20 protein-coding genes are annotated in these 16,168 nt (G+C 64.1%); 8 read left to right on the forward strand and 12 right to left on the reverse strand.

Features of this window, described 5'->3' with window-relative positions:
• Nucleotides 1-404: 404 nt before the first annotated feature.
• A complete protein-coding gene (locus BM382_RS19230) occupies nucleotides 405-1,508 on the forward strand; it encodes a choline metabolism transcriptional regulator GbdR (RefSeq protein WP_011063935.1) in 1,104 nt (367 codons plus the stop codon).
• Here BM382_RS19230 and aac(6') read toward each other — a convergent pair whose 3' ends face one another.
• Nucleotides 1,509-1,955 carry an aminoglycoside 6'-N-acetyltransferase gene (aac(6'), locus tag BM382_RS19235; protein ID WP_011063934.1) on the reverse strand — a complete coding sequence of 149 codons (447 nt, stop codon included), beginning with the start codon at nucleotides 1,953-1,955 and terminating at the stop codon, nucleotides 1,509-1,511.
• A 62-nt stretch (nucleotides 1,956-2,017) separates the two neighbouring features.
• Nucleotides 2,018-2,281, reverse strand: a complete 264-nt coding sequence (locus BM382_RS19240; protein ID WP_015637320.1) for a hypothetical protein — start codon at nucleotides 2,279-2,281, stop codon at nucleotides 2,018-2,020.
• Between the two features lie 312 nt (nucleotides 2,282-2,593).
• Here BM382_RS19240 and BM382_RS19245 point away from each other — a divergent pair, with 312 nt between their 5' ends.
• Nucleotides 2,594-3,022: a DUF4952 domain-containing protein gene (locus tag BM382_RS19245; protein ID WP_072443696.1), complete on the forward strand. Its 429-nt coding sequence runs from the start codon at nucleotides 2,594-2,596 to the stop codon at nucleotides 3,020-3,022.
• A 253-nt stretch (nucleotides 3,023-3,275) separates the two neighbouring features.
• On the opposite strand, the gene BM382_RS19250 is transcribed toward BM382_RS19245, so the two are convergent.
• From BM382_RS19250 to BM382_RS19270, 5 genes are all read right to left on the reverse strand, one after another.
• Entirely contained in the window at nucleotides 3,276-4,436 is a 1,161-nt protein-coding gene (locus BM382_RS19250; RefSeq protein WP_072443617.1) for a gamma-butyrobetaine dioxygenase, read from the reverse strand.
• Nucleotides 4,437-4,460: 24 nt separating this feature from the next.
• Nucleotides 4,461-4,937: a thioesterase family protein gene (locus BM382_RS19255; protein ID WP_072443619.1), complete on the reverse strand. Its 477-nt coding sequence runs from the start codon at nucleotides 4,935-4,937 to the stop codon at nucleotides 4,461-4,463.
• 108 nt (nucleotides 4,938-5,045) lie between these two features.
• Nucleotides 5,046-6,011, reverse strand: coding sequence for an L-carnitine dehydrogenase (locus BM382_RS19260; RefSeq protein WP_072443621.1), 966 nt, complete (start codon nucleotides 6,009-6,011; stop codon nucleotides 5,046-5,048).
• 159 nt (nucleotides 6,012-6,170) lie between these two features.
• A complete protein-coding gene (locus BM382_RS19265) occupies nucleotides 6,171-7,058 on the reverse strand; it encodes a 3-dehydrocarnitine:acetyl-CoA trimethylamine transferase CdhC (protein WP_019095257.1) in 888 nt (295 codons plus the stop codon).
• A gap of 88 nt (nucleotides 7,059-7,146) precedes the next feature.
• Nucleotides 7,147-8,091, reverse strand: a complete 945-nt coding sequence (locus tag BM382_RS19270) for a choline ABC transporter substrate-binding protein (RefSeq protein ID WP_011063927.1) — start codon at nucleotides 8,089-8,091, stop codon at nucleotides 7,147-7,149.
• Nucleotides 8,092-8,285: 194 nt separating this feature from the next.
• Between BM382_RS19270 and BM382_RS19275 the strand changes: the two genes are divergently transcribed.
• Nucleotides 8,286-9,245: a GlxA family transcriptional regulator gene (locus BM382_RS19275; protein ID WP_015637314.1), complete on the forward strand. Its 960-nt coding sequence runs from the start codon at nucleotides 8,286-8,288 to the stop codon at nucleotides 9,243-9,245.
• Between the two features lie 37 nt (nucleotides 9,246-9,282).
• Here BM382_RS19275 and BM382_RS19280 read toward each other — a convergent pair whose 3' ends face one another.
• The 4 genes from BM382_RS19280 to BM382_RS19295 form a co-directional block, all read right to left on the reverse strand.
• Complete coding sequence (locus tag BM382_RS19280; protein WP_011063925.1) at nucleotides 9,283-9,699, reverse strand: DUF3010 family protein; 417 nt, start codon at nucleotides 9,697-9,699, stop codon at nucleotides 9,283-9,285.
• Between the two features lie 34 nt (nucleotides 9,700-9,733).
• Nucleotides 9,734-10,057 carry a helix-turn-helix domain-containing protein gene (locus BM382_RS19285; RefSeq protein WP_015637312.1) on the reverse strand — a complete coding sequence of 108 codons (324 nt, stop codon included), beginning with the start codon at nucleotides 10,055-10,057 and terminating at the stop codon, nucleotides 9,734-9,736.
• Nucleotides 10,041-10,295: a type II toxin-antitoxin system RelE family toxin gene (locus tag BM382_RS19290; RefSeq protein ID WP_011063923.1), complete on the reverse strand. Its 255-nt coding sequence runs from the start codon at nucleotides 10,293-10,295 to the stop codon at nucleotides 10,041-10,043. Before BM382_RS19290 ends, BM382_RS19285 begins: the two co-directional genes overlap by 17 nt.
• Before the next feature lie 99 nt (nucleotides 10,296-10,394).
• The gene (locus BM382_RS19295) at nucleotides 10,395-11,309 is read right to left on the reverse strand and encodes a LysR family transcriptional regulator (RefSeq protein WP_011063922.1); all 915 of its coding nucleotides are present in this window, start codon (nucleotides 11,307-11,309) and stop codon (nucleotides 10,395-10,397) included.
• A 181-nt stretch (nucleotides 11,310-11,490) separates the two neighbouring features.
• Here BM382_RS19295 and BM382_RS19300 point away from each other — a divergent pair, with 181 nt between their 5' ends.
• From BM382_RS19300 to BM382_RS19310, 3 genes are read left to right on the forward strand one after another with little or no spacing between them, the layout of a single operon-like run.
• Nucleotides 11,491-12,828, forward strand: coding sequence for a nucleobase:cation symporter-2 family protein (locus BM382_RS19300; RefSeq protein WP_011063921.1), 1,338 nt, complete (start codon nucleotides 11,491-11,493; stop codon nucleotides 12,826-12,828).
• Between the two features lie 55 nt (nucleotides 12,829-12,883).
• Nucleotides 12,884-13,393 carry a nucleoside deaminase gene (locus tag BM382_RS19305; protein ID WP_011063920.1) on the forward strand — a complete coding sequence of 170 codons (510 nt, stop codon included), beginning with the start codon at nucleotides 12,884-12,886 and terminating at the stop codon, nucleotides 13,391-13,393.
• Nucleotides 13,390-13,740, forward strand: coding sequence for a hydroxyisourate hydrolase (locus BM382_RS19310; protein WP_019095254.1), 351 nt, complete (start codon nucleotides 13,390-13,392; stop codon nucleotides 13,738-13,740). The genes BM382_RS19305 and BM382_RS19310 overlap by 4 nt, the downstream gene beginning before the upstream one ends.
• Before the next feature lie 108 nt (nucleotides 13,741-13,848).
• Here BM382_RS19310 and BM382_RS19315 read toward each other — a convergent pair whose 3' ends face one another.
• The gene (locus tag BM382_RS19315) at nucleotides 13,849-14,250 is read right to left on the reverse strand and encodes a lysozyme inhibitor LprI family protein (protein ID WP_011063918.1); all 402 of its coding nucleotides are present in this window, start codon (nucleotides 14,248-14,250) and stop codon (nucleotides 13,849-13,851) included.
• 236 nt (nucleotides 14,251-14,486) lie between these two features.
• Here BM382_RS19315 and BM382_RS19325 point away from each other — a divergent pair, with 236 nt between their 5' ends.
• Both BM382_RS19325 and BM382_RS19330 read left to right on the forward strand, forming a co-directional pair.
• Nucleotides 14,487-15,464, forward strand: a complete 978-nt coding sequence (locus tag BM382_RS19325; RefSeq protein WP_011063917.1) for a dipeptidase — start codon at nucleotides 14,487-14,489, stop codon at nucleotides 15,462-15,464.
• A gap of 161 nt (nucleotides 15,465-15,625) precedes the next feature.
• Nucleotides 15,626-16,156 (forward strand): 4-vinyl reductase, encoded by a 531-nt coding sequence (locus BM382_RS19330; RefSeq protein WP_011063916.1) that lies wholly within the window; start codon nucleotides 15,626-15,628, stop codon nucleotides 16,154-16,156.
• Nucleotides 16,157-16,168: the final 12 nt, after the last annotated feature.

Below are 16,168 nucleotides of genomic sequence, written 5' to 3' on the forward strand. Positions count from 1 at the left end.
GCGCACAAATCGCTCACATGCCCAGGGGCGCGCCACCTTTTAGCGCGTCGTGAATAGACAAGTCGCCAACCGGGCCGGGCAGCCCCCGTGCCCGTGGCCCGGTTGTGCTTTGAGTGACACTCGCCCGCCCCTGTGCGAAGTGCTTGCCGCGCAAGTGCTACCTAACTGCTCACAGCTCTCTGGGCCTGGCCACCGCACGCCGACGGCGGCGCTTCTTATCCGCACATTGACAAGGGCTATGTAGACACGTCGCGACGTCGTTTTCAGGAGTTATTGAATGCCCATTCAACTTTAGGCATGGCAATTGCTCTGTGAATATCAAGCCCGTCTCCCTTGAGGAACAGGGCACATAAAAAGAGCCTCCGCCTGAGGCCATCACCCGCTTTGTGTGAGGAGATATCGCGATGACGTCGTTCAACTCCGGGGCCCAACCCCAGAACCGTGCGCCTCAATCCATCGGCTTTCTGCTGCTGGACAATTTCACGCTGATTTCCCTGGCCTCCGCAGTCGAACCCCTGCGCATGGCCAACCAACTGTCCGGTCGCGAGCTGTATCGCTGGACCACCCTCAGCGTCGATGGTGGCCAGGTCTGGGCCAGTGACGGTCTGCAGATCACCCCCGATGCCGCGATGCACAAAGCCCCCAGCCTCGATACCGTGATTGTCTGCGGCGGTATCGGCATCCAGCGCACCGTCACCCGCGAACATGTGTCCTGGCTGCAGAGCCAGGCCCGCCAGTCGCGCCGTCTGGGTGCGGTGTGTACCGGCAGCTGGGCCCTGGCCTGCGCCGGCCTGCTGGACGGCTTCGATTGCAGCGTGCACTGGGAATGCCTGGCGTCGATGCAGGAAGCCTTTCCCCGGGTGGCCATGAGCACCCGCCTGTTCACCCTCGACCGCAACCGCTTCACCAGCTCCGGCGGCACCGCGCCGCTGGACATGATGCTGCACCTGATCAGCCGCGATCATGGCCGCGAGCTGTCGGCGGCGATCTCGGAAATGTTCGTCTACGAGCGCATCCGCAACGAGCAGGATCACCAGCGCGTACCCCTCAAGCACATGCTGGGCACCAACCAGCCCAAGCTGCAGGAAATCGTCGCCCTGATGGAAGCCAACCTCGAAGAGCCGATCGACCTCGACGAACTGGCGGTGTACGTCGCCGTGTCCCGGCGACAGCTGGAGCGGCTGTTCCAGAAGTACCTGCATTGCTCGCCGTCGCGCTACTACCTCAAGCTGCGGCTGATCCGCGCCCGGCAACTGCTCAAGCAGACTCCCATGTCGATCATCGAAGTGGCGTCGGTCTGTGGTTTTGTCTCCACGCCGCACTTCTCCAAGTGCTACCGCGAGTACTTCGGTATTCCACCGCGTGACGAGCGCATCGGTTCCAACACCACTCAGCAGGTGGCGATGATGCCGCTGCCGCAAGCCATGGTTTTGGCGCCGCTGTCCGGGCCATTGTCGGCCCTGAGCCAGGCACGCAACGAATCGACCTTCGCCAGCGTGCGCCTGTAGTCACAGGCGTTTCTTGAAATACACCACGCGCTCGGTTTCCTCGAAACCCAGCGCGTGGTGCAGATCCTGGCTGGCCAGGTTGTCGAGGCTGGTGTCCGAGGCCATTTCCACGCATCCCTGTTGTTGCCCCCAATAGGTGACCTGCTCGATCAGGCGCTGGGCTATGCCCTGGCGACGATGCCCGGGGGCCACATAGATGCCTTCAAGAAAGACCACGGGGGAGCTGTCGGTGCCGTTGACGTAGTCGTGGCGCAATGCAGCCTCGGCCAGGCCCACGGCCTCACCGTTCTCGGTGCAGGCCAGCCAGCAGCCGTAGCGCTGGGGCTCGGCCAGAATCTGCTGGATTTCGGCCTGGTGTTCATCCTGCGGGCAATCGGGCCACAGGCCCTGGCGCAATTGCAGCCACCCGCCAGCGTTGGCGGATGAACCAGGTTCAATGGGGGTCATGAGCGGGCCTGTGGTTTGTGGAGGAAACCCACTTTAGCAACCCGCCCGGGCCCCGGGGGCGTTCACGCGCGTTTTTGCTGCTGGTACTCGGCCAGGGCCGGCAGTAGTTGGCGGTCGATGGCCTGGCGTACGGCAGGCAGGATGGTCGCATTGCCGGTGAGCATCTGCTCGACCATGCCCTTGAGCGCCTTGGCCCGTGCATCGCTCAAGCCCCTTACCGCACATTCGCAGGCCTGCTCGGCGCTGGCACCTGCGGGCATTTCGAAACCCAGGGCCCGGAGTTGTCCCAGCAGGTCGTCCTGGTCAATCAGATCCGCGTGCATCATGACTCTTATCCTTGTTCAGGGAGCGTGGTCGTGAGCCGATTCTGGTAGGGCGTCCGGGTGGCGGCAAGGGCAGATTGTCGCGATGGCCCGTTTACCTATGAACAGGTCGTTTTCGGCTAAGTCGATGGCCATGGCCGGTTGCCACAGCGTTGGGAAAAGGCGGCGCAATCAAGTCTTGGGCGCTTGCTTGTGAGGCCTCGGGCTTGCCTGAAGGGGGGGTAATGAGCGCTCCTGCCGCGCAAAGACTCTCTGTGCCAGCGCTGGGTGTTCGGTAGGATGGCCGCCGAGTGGCAAACCATGGAGCTGGAGTGGATGAAAGTGCTGTTCAGAATGGGGTTCGCCTGTTTGTTGTTGATGGTTTCCGGCGCCGCTCTGGCAGCTCCCGAGTGCGGCGATTTTCTGAAGGCCATGACCGATCCACCGAAGTCCCTAGAGTTTTTCCGTTGTGAGTCGAAGCCCCAGGATCAGGGCGCACCGCTGACTGCCAGTTACCGGGTCAAAGGTAAGGACGCCCATGAGGTAGAGCGCTATCTGCAGCGGGAGTTGGGGGTTCAGGAGGGGCTCAGGTTTGTCTGCTGCGGCTGGGAAACGAAGGGTTTCATTTCCTATAGGGATAAAAAGACCGGGCGTAATTACCAGATTGGCATGGGCTCTGAAGAGACGCCCTACAACCAGCGCCAGGATTGGCACAAGATCGGCTATTTCTATGTGACGGTGGTGCTGTATACCGAGGACATCTGAAGGCGTGGCAGTGGCCCTATTACCTATGAGCAGGTCGCTCTCGGCTAACTCGCGGGAAGGCAGAGTGGGCAGACTGAAACCAGCTCGCGTCGTGTCGGTTTGGTCACCTTCTCACCGCAGCTCCTCAGAAGTAGTCCCTGCCTCGATCCTGTCACGGCTTGATCGGGGCTTTTTTTTGCCTGTGGAAAGCTCTCCGGCAAGTTTCGCCGGCAAGCCGGCTCCTACAGGGGAGCCGGGGCGGGAGGGGTGAGGATCAGCGCTGCAGCACCAGGATCCTGGAGAGCAGTTCGTCGCGGTCGATGTAGCAGCCCTGGAAGTGTCGGGCGCCGCTGGCCGGGTCGAAGGCATTGCGCGCGTGCAGGGTGCGGCGGTTGTCGAAGCACCAGAGCTGGCCCGGATCAAGGCGGCGGATCACCCGGAACCTTGCTTCGCGGGTCAGGGCGATAAAGCGCCGGTAGGCGCGGTACAGCCGGGGCATCTGTTGTTCGGTGGTGTCGAAAGGACCGCGCAGGAAGTTGGCCATGCGAATTTCCGCCACTTCGCCCAAGGCATCCAGGGCGATGATCGGCGCCAGGCAGCGGTAGTCGCTGTGGCGGTCCTTGTTACGAAACTCGACGGGTATTTCACACAGCGCGCGGAAGGCGTCGGGGTCTTCGCGGCGCAAGGCATCGGCTATGGCAAAGCCGTCGACGAAAATGCTTTCGCCGCCTACCGCGTCATTCACCAGGCAATGCAGGAATTGCAGCCCCGGTTGCAGCTCGCGGGTCGGCAGATCGCTGTGCAGCGGCAGGTTGAAGGCGGTGTAGGCGTTGCTGTCGGCATCGGCCTTGGACTGCACGTTGAACAGCACGCCGAAATTGCTTTCGCGGATAAACGAAATACGCCGCGCAATCAGGGCCAGCGAGCCGGGTTCGGTGGGCGCGCCACGGACCTGGGTCAGCCCGGTATCGCGCAGGGCCAGCAACCATTGCAGGAGCACCAGGGGGTCCTCCATCAGCGCCTGGTACTGGAACACGGGCAGTTGCAGGCTGGCGTCCCACAGCGAGTGTCGGACCTTGGCGGCCTGCCGTTCTTCGCGCGACTGTCGATCATAGGCATGGGCCCGCAGCCAGCCGGGGTCGAAGCGGCTGCGGTGGCCGTCCGCCCAGTCGAGGTTCAGGCAGCCGTCGGCATCAATGCGTGCGGCGTTGCACTCGAGGTCTTCGGCAACATCGACGATTTCCAGCACCTGTTCGCGGGTCACGCTGTAGACGCATTGCGGGCAAGGGCAGTTGTCCCGCAGCCATTGATGGTGAAAAGGGCTGAGACGGCCGTCGGCCCAGTGCACCTGGAGCCGGTCCGGCAGGACCTGGACAGTGGCCAGTGCGCTGATCAACGGGTAACTGCGGTAGTCGGCAAGGGCGGCGGTGTTCACGGCGATCTCCTTTTCTTCTGAGGGCTATTTTGCCGCGGGCAGGGCGATCACCCGGCCGAGGCAGGCCGGGCGCGGCAGGTCCGCCTGCTCGGCGGCCAGGGTTTGCAGGCGTTGCAGCACCGGCTCGCTGAACGGCGCCGAATGCGGCCCGGCCAGGTCGACGTGGAGCAGCATTTGCTCGTTGCCTGCCAGCTCCCGGGGATCATCGAGTCTGTGCAGGCTGTGGTAGAGGTGCAGGCGCTTGCGATCGTGGCCGATGACCTGGGTGCGCACTTCGACCTCGGTGTCGAGCTTCACCTCATGCAGGTAGTTCAGGTGCAGTTCCAGGGTGAACAGCGAGTGGCCGCTGGCTTCGCGGTTGTCGCTGTCGAGCCCCAGGCGATCCATCAGGGCGTCAGTGGCATAGCTGAAGATCAGCAGGTAGAAGGCATCGCGCAGATGGCCGTTGTAATCGACCCAGTCGCTGATGATGCGGGTGCTGTAGGTGGTCAGGGCAGGCATAAGGTCACCGGATAACGGTAGGAGCCGGCTTGCCGGCGAAGGCGTCCGTTGGGTTTGCGCCTGGCTTGGCGGCCCGTTCGCCGGCAAGCCAGTTCCTACGGGGTTGGGTTAGTCGTGAAAGTGCATGCCGTGCTTGGCCTTGGTGGTTTTCACCGCCTCCAGCACCGCCAGCAGACAGTCATCACGATAGCGCTCCAGGGCCGCAATGCTGTGGGTGCCCAGTTGCTCGGCGGTGCCTTCGACCACGTCATCGATCAGCTTGTCGGTCAGCTCCGGGGCTGGCAGGTAGGTCCAGGGCAGTTGCAGCGCCGGGCCGAACTGGGCCATGAAGTGGCGCATGCCGGCGTCGCCGCCCGCCAGGGTGTAGGTGAGGAAGGTGCCCATGAACGACCAGCGCAGACCGGCGCCAAAGCGGATCGCATCGTCGATTTCCCCGGTGGTCGCCACGCCGTCATTGACCAGGTGCAGGGCCTCGCGCCACAGCGCTTCGAGAAGACGGTCGGCGATGAACCCCGGGACTTCCTTGCGCACGTGAAGGGCGCGCATCCCCAGGGATTCATAGACCTTGATCGCGGCCTGGACCGCTTCGGGCGCGGTGCGCTTGCCGCCCACCACCTCCACCAGTGGCAGCAGGTACACCGGGTTGAACGGGTGGCCCACCACGCAGCGTTCCGGGTGGGTCGAGCCCTCGTAGAATTCGCTGGGCAAAAGGCCCGAGGTGCTGGAGCCGATCAGCGCCTCAGACTTGGCCGCGGCGCTGATTCTGCTGTGCAGTTCCAGCTTGAGCTCCAGGCGTTCGGGAGCGCTTTCCTGGATGAAGTCGGCATCCTTCACGCATTCCTCGATGGTGTCGACGAAGCGCAGGCGCTGTTGTGATGCTCCGGGGGCCAGCCCTTGTTTTTCCAGCGCGCCCCAGGCGTTGGCGACGCGCTTGCGCAGGGCCGCTTCGGCGCCGGGTGCCGGGTCCCAGGCCACTACGTCGAGGCCGTGGGCCAGGGCACGGGCCACCCAGCCGCTGCCGATCACGCCGCTGCCCAGGGCGGCGAAAGTTTTGATGTCGGTGATAAAAGTCATCGCGTCTTCCTGGATAAAGAGTTCGTAGGAGCTGGCTTGCCAGCGAAGCTATTGGCGGCCTTGCGGGCCCCTTCGCCGGCACGCCGGCTGCTACGAGCTCGGATGTGACGGCCTCTTCGCGAGCAAGCTCGCTCCTGCGGGGGGAGAGGTGGATTGGGGTCAGCCGCGTTGCTTCAGGCCCATTTTCTGCCGGCCTTCGGCCGGGGTCAGGACCCGGGCGCCGAGGCGGCTGAGGATTTCCGTGGCCCGTTCCACCAGTTGGCCGTTGGTGGCGAGCACGCCGCGATCCAGCCACAGGTTGTCTTCCAGGCCGACCCGCACGTTGCCCCCCAGCAGCACCGCTTGCGCAGCCATGGGCATCTGCATGCGGCCAATCCCGAAGCCGGCCCAGACCGCGTCCGCCGGCAGGTTGTCGACCATGGCCTTCATGGTGGTGGTGTCCGCCGGGGCGCCCCAGGGAATGCCCAGGCACAGCTGGAACAGCGGGTTGTCCAGCAGGCCTTCCTTGATCATCTGCTTGGCGAACCACAGGTGCCCGGTGTCGAAGATTTCCAGCTCGGCCTTCACTCCCAGCTCCTGGATACGCTTGGCGCCGGCCCGCAGTTGAGCCGGGGTGGAGACGTAGATGGTGTCGCCGTCGCCGAAGTTCAGGGTGCCGCAGTCCAGGGTGCAGATCTCCGGCAGCAGTTCCTCGACGTGGGCCAGGCGGGTCAAGGGGCCGACCAGGTCGGTGTTGGGGCCGAACTCCATGGGGTTCTCGCCGCCGCCGATCTCCAGGTCGCCGCCCATGCCGGCGGTGAGGTTGACGATGATGTCGATGTCGGCCTCGCGGATCCGCTCCATCACTTCGCGGTACAGCGCCACATCGCGGCTGAACTTGCCGGTGGCGGGGTCGCGCACATGGCAGTGCACCACGGTGGCGCCGGCCTTGGCGGCTTCTACGGCGGCCGCGGCGATCTGTTTCGGGGTGACCGGCACGTGCGGGCTCTTGGCGGTCGTGTCGCCAGCACCGGTGAGTGCGCAGGTGATGATGACGTCGTGGTTCATGGTGCGGTTCCTTACAGGCGTGTTTGCTGAGGGCGTGAGGTGGCCGTGCGCAGCCCTGGGCGGGCTGCGGGGCGGCAGTGGCGGTGGCTTATTTGCTGGTCAGTTGCAGGTGTTCGGCGGCCGGCTTGCCATCGAAGGTGGTGACCCCTTCCAGCCAGCGCTGCTGGTCCTGCGGGTGGTCCTTGAGCCATTGCCGCGCGGATTCCAGGGCATCCTTGTGATCCAGCAGCGGCTGCATCATGCGGCTCTCGTCTTCGGCGCTGAAGGTCAGGTTGGTCAACAGCCGGTGCACGTTCGGGCACTGCTCGGCGTAGTTAGGCGCGGTGACGGTCCATACCGTGGCCTGGCCTTCGTTGGGCCCCAGGGCGTTTTCGCTGCCGCTGAGGTAGGTCATCTTGAAGTTGACGTTCATCGGGTGCGGCGCCCAGCCGAAGAACACGATGGCCTCGTTGCGTTTCACCGCCCGGGCCACCGCCGACAGCATGCCCGCCTCACTGGACTCCACCAACTGGAACTTGCCCAGGCCGAACTGATTCTTGGCGATCATTTCCTTGATCTGGGTATTGGCTCCCGAACCCGGTTCGATGCCGTAGATCTTGCCCCCCAGTTCCTTCTGGAACCTGGCGATGTCGGCAAAGGTCTTCAGACCCTTGTCCGCCAGGTAGGCCGGCACGGCCAGGGTGGCGCGGGCGTCCTTGAGGCTCGGTTCGGCCAGGACCTTGACCTGGTTGGCGTCGACGAAGGGGGTGATGGTCTGGGTCATCAGCGGGTTCCAGTAGCCCAGGAACAGGTCCAGGCGCTGGTCACGGATGCCGGCGAAGATGATCTGCTGGGAAGCACTGGTCTGCTTGGTCTTGTAGCCGAGGCCGTCGAGCAGGACCTGGGTCAGGGCGCTGGTGGCGATCACGTCGGTCCAGTTGACCACGCCCAGGCGCACGTTCTGGCAACTGGCGGCATCGGCGGCCAGGGCCCCGCTGCTCAGAAAAACGCTACCACTAAGCGCAAGCACACAGCTGCTGATCAGTCGTTTCATGATGCTTTCCTCGGCAGGTCGTTATTGTCGGTCCCGGCGTCTTTGTGCGCAGGTGTTGCCAAGGTACGCAGGCGCCGCCGGTGGCAAGCGCACAGCGGCGACCGACTCTTGCACTGCAGCGACCTGCCCCCTTGTGGCACGGGGGCATTTGGCGTATCACAAGGCCCACGCTGGCCGTCATCGGAGTGCGTTGCATGTCCCAGGACTTCTATTTCCTGCTGATGCCGGGGTTTTCCGCCATCGGTTTCATCTCGGCCATCGAGCCGCTACGGGTGGCCAACCGCTTTCGTGGCGAGCTGTACCGCTGGCATGTGCTGAGCGCCGACGGCGGCGCGGTGCTGGCCAGCAATGGCATGTCGGTGAATGTCGATGCGGCCCTGGAGCCGCTGAAGAAAGGCGCGACCTTGTGGGTGGTGGCCGGTTTCGAGCCGCTGAAGTTTCTCACCCCGGCCCTGGAGCACTGGTTGCGGCGGCTGGAGGTGGAGGGCGTGACCCTGGGCGGGATCGACACCGGTAGCGTGATCCTTGCCGAGAGCGGTTTGCTGGAGGGGCACCGGGTGACCTTGCACTGGGAGGCCATCGAGGCCTTCAAGGAGTCCTACCCGCAACTGAGCGTGACCCAGGAGCTGTTCGAGATCGATCGACGGCGCATCACCTGTGCCGGCGGCACGGCGTCCATCGACATGATGCTCGACCTGATCGCCCAGGCCCACGGCCCGCAACTGGCGGTCCAGGTCAGCGAGCAGTTCGTGCTGGGGCGCATCCGCCCGCGCAAGGATCACCAGCGCATGGAAGTCGCCAGCCGCTACGGCATCAGCAACAAGAAGCTGGTGCAGGTGATCGGCGAAATGGAACAGCACAGCGAACCGCCCCTGAGCACCCTGGCCCTGGCCGAGTCGATCAAGGTTACCCGGCGCCAGCTGGAGCGCCTGTTCCGCCTGCACCTCAACGACACCCCGAGCAATTTCTACCTGGGCCTGCGCCTGGAGAAAGCCCGCAAACTGCTGCGCCAGACCGACATGAGCGTGCTGGAGGTGAGCATTGCCTGTGGGTTTGAATCGCCGTCCTACTTCACCCGCAGTTACCGCGCGCGTTTCGTGCGGTGCCCGCGGGAAGACCGGCGCCCGTCGGGCGGCGGCCGCGAGCTGGCTTGACTCGGGCTCGGTAGCGCCGGCCAGCCGGCTCCTACGGTTACTTTTTCAGCAGGGCGGCGCAGGCGGCTTTGTAGGCTTCGTGCTGGTATTTGTTGAGGCTCGCGGCCAGAGCGAAGCCGTGCTTCTTGTACTGGGCGTTGATGGTCTGGGGCGACAGCAGGGTCACCTCGCAATTCTCCAGCAACTGAAACACGCCTTCGATCTTGAAGGTGGTGGGGCCGCCGGCGAACTCGCCTTTCTTGCTGCGCTTCTTGATGGCGATGCGGGTGATCCCGTGTTCGCGCACGAAGGCCCCGACCTGGCTGGCGAAGGCCTTGACGTTGGCGGCCTCGTCATCGTCTTCCAGGGCGATTTTCTTGGTGGCCAGCGGCTGGTGTTGCACCGCGCCGTCTTGCAGGGTGGCGAGGGCGAAGATGGCTTCGCTGCCTTTGATCTCGATACCGCAGATGCTCATGGGGAACCCTTTCAATCAGTGAGTGAGGCGCAGCTTACAGCTCCAGCTGGTCGGCGCGTATGCCGAAGGCGGCGGCGATCTTTTCCCGGGTGGCCCGGCGCGGCCGGGCGACGCTTTCCTGCTGGGCAAAGGCCGGCTGGGAGATCCCCAGGCGCCTGGCGACTTCGTCCTGGGTGAGGTGCAGGTGCTCGCGCCAGGCGCGGATCGGCGTGGCGCCGTCGACCATGCGGCTGACCACGTCATGGGGTATCAGATCGGCTTCCTTGTACTGCGCCATGTACTGCGCGTAGGGAATCACCACGAATGCCGGGCTGCCGTCCGGGCCGTGGATGATCTGGATGTCAGTAGGTACGTTCATCACGTTTCTTGACCTCTTGAACACTGACGATGTGTATGGCTCCGTCCCAGTCGAACAGGACCCGGTACTGCCCGACCCGAAGACGATAGGCATAAGTGTGGCCGGACAGGGCTTTGACGTTGCCACTGGCGGGCATGTCGGCCAGCAGGGCAATCGCATCGCGAACCTGGACCTGATGCTCGTGGTGCAGTCGCATCAACTGCTTGACCGCTTTTCTACTCCAGAGGATCTCGTTCATGGCGGACTATATAAGTCTTTTATAAGGAATGCGAATCCTTGCTTATATTTCCTGCCCGGCCAAGTGCAGAACCTTGTTCCTTTGTTGCCCGCGCCAGCATTACCAGGTCGTGGACTGCCCGCGCCGGTCCACCTCGTACACCTTCTGGCGCAGCAGCCGCTCCTTGAGCCAGCGCTCGGCCTTGCCCATCACCCGTTGTCGGGCCCAGAGCAGGTCGACGCCGATCAGCCAGTCGGTATGGGGGTAGGCCCCCAGTTGCAGTTCCACCAGCTCGCCCTTGGCCAGTTCACGCTGGATCAGTTGCCGCGGCAGGGTGGCCCAGCCCAGGCCGGCGCGGACCATTTCCAGCAGCGCCAGGTAGTTTTCCGCCTGCCACAGCTGGGTGGAGCGCAGGTATTCGCTGCTGGGCAGCTTGTTGGCGTGGGCGCTGAAGGCCAGGCGCCGGTGCACATGCAGGTCGTCGAAGGTCACGCTGTCGAGCTGCGCCAGCGGGTGGTCCGGGTGGCAGACGTGCAACATGATCAGCTTGCCCAATTGCTGGAACTCCAGCTCCTGGGGGTAGCCCGGTTGCGAGAAGGCGATGCCCAGCACCGCCTCACCCCGGGCCACCAGCTCGCTGGCGTCCCCGGACAGCGGGTGGCGGATCAGCAGGTCGACATAGGGAAAGGCCTGTTCGAACTCCCGCAGGGCCGGCATCAGCGGGCCATAGGGGGTTTCGATGACGATCGACAGGTGTGGCTCCACCACCTGCGACAGGCAGTCGGCGTTGGCCTGCAGGGTCAGGCAGCGCTCCAGCACCGCCTCGGCCTGCAGCAGCATCTTCTGCCCGGTGGCCGTCAGCACCGGGCTGCGAGCGCTGCGGTCGAACAGCTCGACCCCCAGGTCCGCCTCCAGGTTGCCGATGGCCACGCTGACCGTGGACTGGGTCTTGCCCAGCTTGCGTGCGGCGGCCGAGAACGAGCCGCTTTGCGCGGCCTGTACGAACATCTGCAGTTGATCGAGCGAAAAGCGCATCGCGGCTCCCGGCCCTGGAAGAGGGCTGTCTGATCCATCGTTAAAAACGATGGCTGCTCATTTGTTTCATCGTATTCAAGCACAGATCATGGCCCCGACGTCCGTACTTCCTGCCGGCGGCGCTTGCCCCGGATGCCTGCCAAAACAAAAGCAAAAGCTGCACCTTCAGGAGACCTGCGACATGACAATTTCCCGCGTGCATCCCGTGGACGAGGTCCTGCCCGTCCGCCAGCTGTTCACCTTCGGCCTGCAGCATGTGCTGGTGATGTATGCCGGTGCGGTGGCGGTGCCGTTGATTCTAGGCAATGCCCTGGGCCTGACCCCGGCGCAGGTGGTGCTATTGATCAACGCCAACCTGCTGACCTCGGGCATCGCCACCCTGGTCCAGACCCTGGGGTTCTGGCGTTTTGGCGCGCGGCTGCCGTTGATCCAGGGCTGTTCGTTCATCGCCCTGGCACCGATGATCATGATCGGCAAGCAGTTCGGCCTGACCGAGGTGTTCGGCGCGGTGATCGCCGCAGGCGTCATCACCATTGCCCTGGCGCCGCTGTTCAGCCGTTTGCTGCGGTTTTTCCCGCCCGTAGTGATCGGCAGCCTGATCACCATCATCGGCATTTCCCTGATGCCGGCAGCGGCGATCTGGCTCGGCGGCGGCAACCCCGCGGCGGACGATTTCGGCGCGCCGGCCAACCTGCTGCTGGGGCTGGCCACGGTAGCGGTGACGCTGGTGATCTACGGCAAGTTCTCGGGCTTTATCGGCAACCTCAGCGTGCTCATCGGCTTGCTGGTGGGCAGCCTGATCGCCGCGGCGTTCGGCATGACCGACTTTGCCCAGGTGAGCCAGGCGGCCTGGTTCGAACTGAGCCGGCCCATGGCGTTTGGGGCTCCACAGTTTTCCCTGGTGCCGATCCTGATCATGACCCTGGCGATGCTGGTGATCATGGCCGAGACCACCGGCAACTGCCTGGCCATCGGCAAGCTCACCGGCAAACCGACCACCCAGCGCACCCTGGGCGATGCGTTCCGCGCCGATGGCCTGTCGACCCTGCTCGGCGGGCTGTTCAACAGCTTTCCCTACAACGCCTTTACCCAGAACACCGGGCTGATCGCGCTGTCCAGGGTCAAGAGCCGCTTCGTGGTGGCCGCGGCCGGGGCAATCATGGTGCTCATGGGGCTGTTTCCCAAGCTGGGTGCCCTGGTGGCCGCGGTGCCGACCCCGGTGCTTGGCGGTTGCGCCATCGTGATGTTCGGCATGACTACAGTGGCCGGCATCCAGGAACTGTCGCGGGTGCCGTTCGAAGGTACGCGCAACGCCATCGTGGTGGCGGTGTCGGTCAGCGTCGGGGTGCTGCCGATGTCCTTCCCGGCGCTGTTCGCCCATCTGCACGGTCCCCTCAGGCTGGTGCTGGAAAGCGGCATCTTCCTTGGCGCCATCACCGCCATCGTTCTCAACCTGCTGCTCAATCCCCGTGAGGCCGCCGCCCAGGTGCTGGCAGCCCATGTCGAGCTCAATGACTGACGTTTTTCTCGCCGCCATTGCTGTGGCGGCTCCTGCCCATGAAAAGGAGGTCAAGATGACCCAGATTCTTTCTTCCATCCCTGCCGGCGTCACCGAACTGGACCTGCACCTGCTGCGCCAGAGCATCCAGCTCGCCGAAGAGGCCAAGGCCCGCGGCCGTCATCCGTTCGCGGCCCTGGTGGCCGATCGCGACGGCAAGGTCATCGCCAGCGCCGGCAACAACTCGATGCCCCCCGAAGGCGACCCGACCCAGCACGCCGAACTGGCGGCAGCGGCGCTGGCGGCCAAGCGCCTCAGCCCCCAGGCCCTGGCCGGGTGCACCCTGTACACCAGCGCCGAGCCCTGCTGCATGTGCGCCGGGGCCATCTACTGGACCGGCATTGGTCGGGTGGTCTACGCCTTGTCCGAACATGAGCTGCTGGAGTTGACCGGCGACCACCCGGAAAACCCGACCTTTTCCCTGCCGTGCCGCGAAGTGTTCGCCCGTGGGCAGCGGCAGATCCCGGTGTTCGGGCCGATGCTTGAGAGCGAGGCCGCGCTGGCGCACAAGGGCTTCTGGAAATGAACGGCGGCCTATCCATCCATGTGGTGGACGTCGCCAGCGGCAAGGTGGCCGAAGGCATGGCGGTGCGGGTGCGACGCCTGGGCGGCGAGCTGCTCTGCGCAGGGCGAATTGCCGGCAATGGCTTGCTGAGCGAGCTTGCCGAGCGCTCGGCGAGTTTCGGCCAGGGCGTCTACGAAGTGGAACTGGAGGTGGCGGCGTTCTATCGCGAGCAAGGCCAGGCGCTGCCGCCGGTGCCCTTCCTCGAGGTGCTGGTGTACCGCTTCGGCCTGGATGATCCGCGCCAGCACTACCACCTGCCGTTCAAGCTCACCGCCTGGGGCGTCTCGTGCTTTCGCGGTGGCGCCTGACCCGGCGCTGACCTGTAGGAGCGAGCTTGCTCGCGAAACGCTCGCAGCCACCACAACCGGTTCGCCAGAGCGCTTTTCGCGGGCCGGCCCGCTCCTAGCGGTGGCGGGTCATTCCTGGGCGATGGATTCGATGAACTCCGAGCGTTCGTCGCTCATGCGCGCCAGGCAGTCATTGGTGGCGATGGTGTAGGCCTTGGTGCCGGGCTTGGCCGGAAAGGACTCCATCGCGCAGTCGGCGTCGCGCTGCTTCTGCCACAGTTGCTGGGCATTTTTGACCTTGGCGCTGATGTCGGCCAGTTGCCCTTTGTCGCTGCCATAGAGGGTGCCCAGGCGTTCCAGCAGGCTCTGCACGTTGTCGCCCAGCAACTGTTCGGCGGTGGTCCTGTTGTAGGTCGCGCATTCCAGGGTCTGCACGTCGTTTTCCACGCCGTCGCAGGGAGAACTGTCGGTCTCCTCGGCTGCCTGTACGCCCGTCGCCATCAGTACCAAGGCCAGGAAGATCGGTTTCATTGCATCGCTGCCCCTAATCCGGTGAAGCATCCACTAAAGGCGCGAATTCTGGCGCAAGCCCCGGGCAAAGAACAGAGGCCACCCATGCCCTCCGTCCGGCCCTTTGTCGGCGCTTGACGCTTTCGGCAATTCCCCTGTCGTTTTTGCACCCAGGCGCCCCGGCCCTCAAGCATATGCTGACCCCAAAGCGCCGGCAGACGATTCGGCGCATGAATCGCCAATAAGGGGACAGCCTGATGAGCCCAGCCGAACTACACGCCGACAGCATCGTTATCGACGGGCTGATCATTGCCAAGTGGAACCGCGAGCTGTTCGAGGACATGCGCAAGGGCGGCCTGACCGCAGCCAACTGCACCGTGTCGGTTTGGGAAGGTTTCCAGGCCACGGTCAACAACATTGCCTCCAGCCAGAAGCTGATACGCGAAAACAGCGACCTGGTGATGCCCGTGCGCACCACCGCGGACATTCGCAAGGCCAAGGAGCTGGGCAAGACCGGCATCCTCTTTGGCTTCCAGAATGCCCATGCCTTCGAAGACCAGATCGGCTACGTCGAGGTGTTCAAGCAGCTTGGCGTGGGCATCGTGCAGATGTGCTACAACACCCAGAACCTGGTGGGCACCGGCTGCTACGAGCGTGATGGCGGGCTCTCCGGGTTCGGCCGCGAGATCGTCGCCGAGATGAACCGCGTCGGGGTCATGTGCGACCTGTCTCACGTTGGTTCCAAGACCAGCGAGGAAGTGATCCTCGAATCCAAGAAGCCGGTCTGCTACTCCCACTGCCTGCCGTCGGGGCTCAAGGAGCACCCGCGCAACAAGTCCGATGCCGAACTGAAATTCATCGCCGACCACGGCGGTTTCGTCGGCGTGACCATGTTCGCGCCGTTCCTGGCCAAGGGCATCGATTCGACCATCGACGACTACGCCGAAGCCATCGAATACACCATGAACATCGTCGGTGAAGATTCGATTGGCATCGGCACCGACTTCACCCAGGGCCATGGCCAGGACTTCTTCGAATACCTGACCCACGACAAGGGCTACGCCCGGCGCCTGACCAACTTCGGCAAGATCATCAATCCCCTGGGCATCCGCACCGTGGGCGAGTTCCCCAACCTCACCGAGACCCTACTCAAGCGCGGCCACAGCGAGCGCGTGGTGCGCAAGATCATGGGCGAGAACTGGGTCAGCGTCCTGAAGGACGTCTGGGGCGAATAAGGCCACCCCCCACAGCACATTCCTGTAGCCGCTGCCGCAGGCTGCGATCGGCTCCGAAGGAGACGCGCTCTTGCGGCCCTCGGAAGGCTCTTCGAGCCTTTTCGCAGCCTGCGGCAGCGGCTACAGACGTACTTATCCACAGAATTCCGGAGTTTTGAAACATGGCCAAGATCGCCCCGCAATTGCCTATCGAAGTCGACAGCGAAACCGGTGTCTGGACCTCCGACGCCCTGCCGATGCTCTACGTGCCACGGCATTTCTTCGTCAACAACCACATGGGCATCGAGGAGGTGTTGGGCGCCGATGCCTACGCCGAGATCCTCTACAAGGCCGGCTACAAGTCCGCCTGGCACTGGTGTGAAAAAGAAGCCGAATGCCACGGCCTGGAAGGCGTCGCGGTGTTCGAGCACTACATGAAGCGCCTGTCCCAGCGCGGCTGGGGCCTGTTCAAGATCCAGGACATCGACCTGGATAAAGGCACCGCCAGCGTCAAGCTCGAACACTCGGCCTTCGTCTACGTGTACGGCAAGGTCGGGCGCAAGGTGGACTACATGTTCACCGGCTGGTTCGCCGGTGCCATGGACCAGATCCTGGCGGCCCGTGGCAGCAAGATCCGCACCGTGGCAGAGCAGGTTTACGGTGGTTCCGAAGAAGGCCACGACGATGGCCTGTTCGTCGTCAAACCGTTGTAAGCGGAGTTAAGA

The sequence above is a fragment of the Pseudomonas sp. NFPP25 genome (assembly GCF_900116505.1).
Classification (GTDB): Bacteria; Pseudomonadota; Gammaproteobacteria; order Pseudomonadales; family Pseudomonadaceae; genus Aquipseudomonas; species Aquipseudomonas protegens.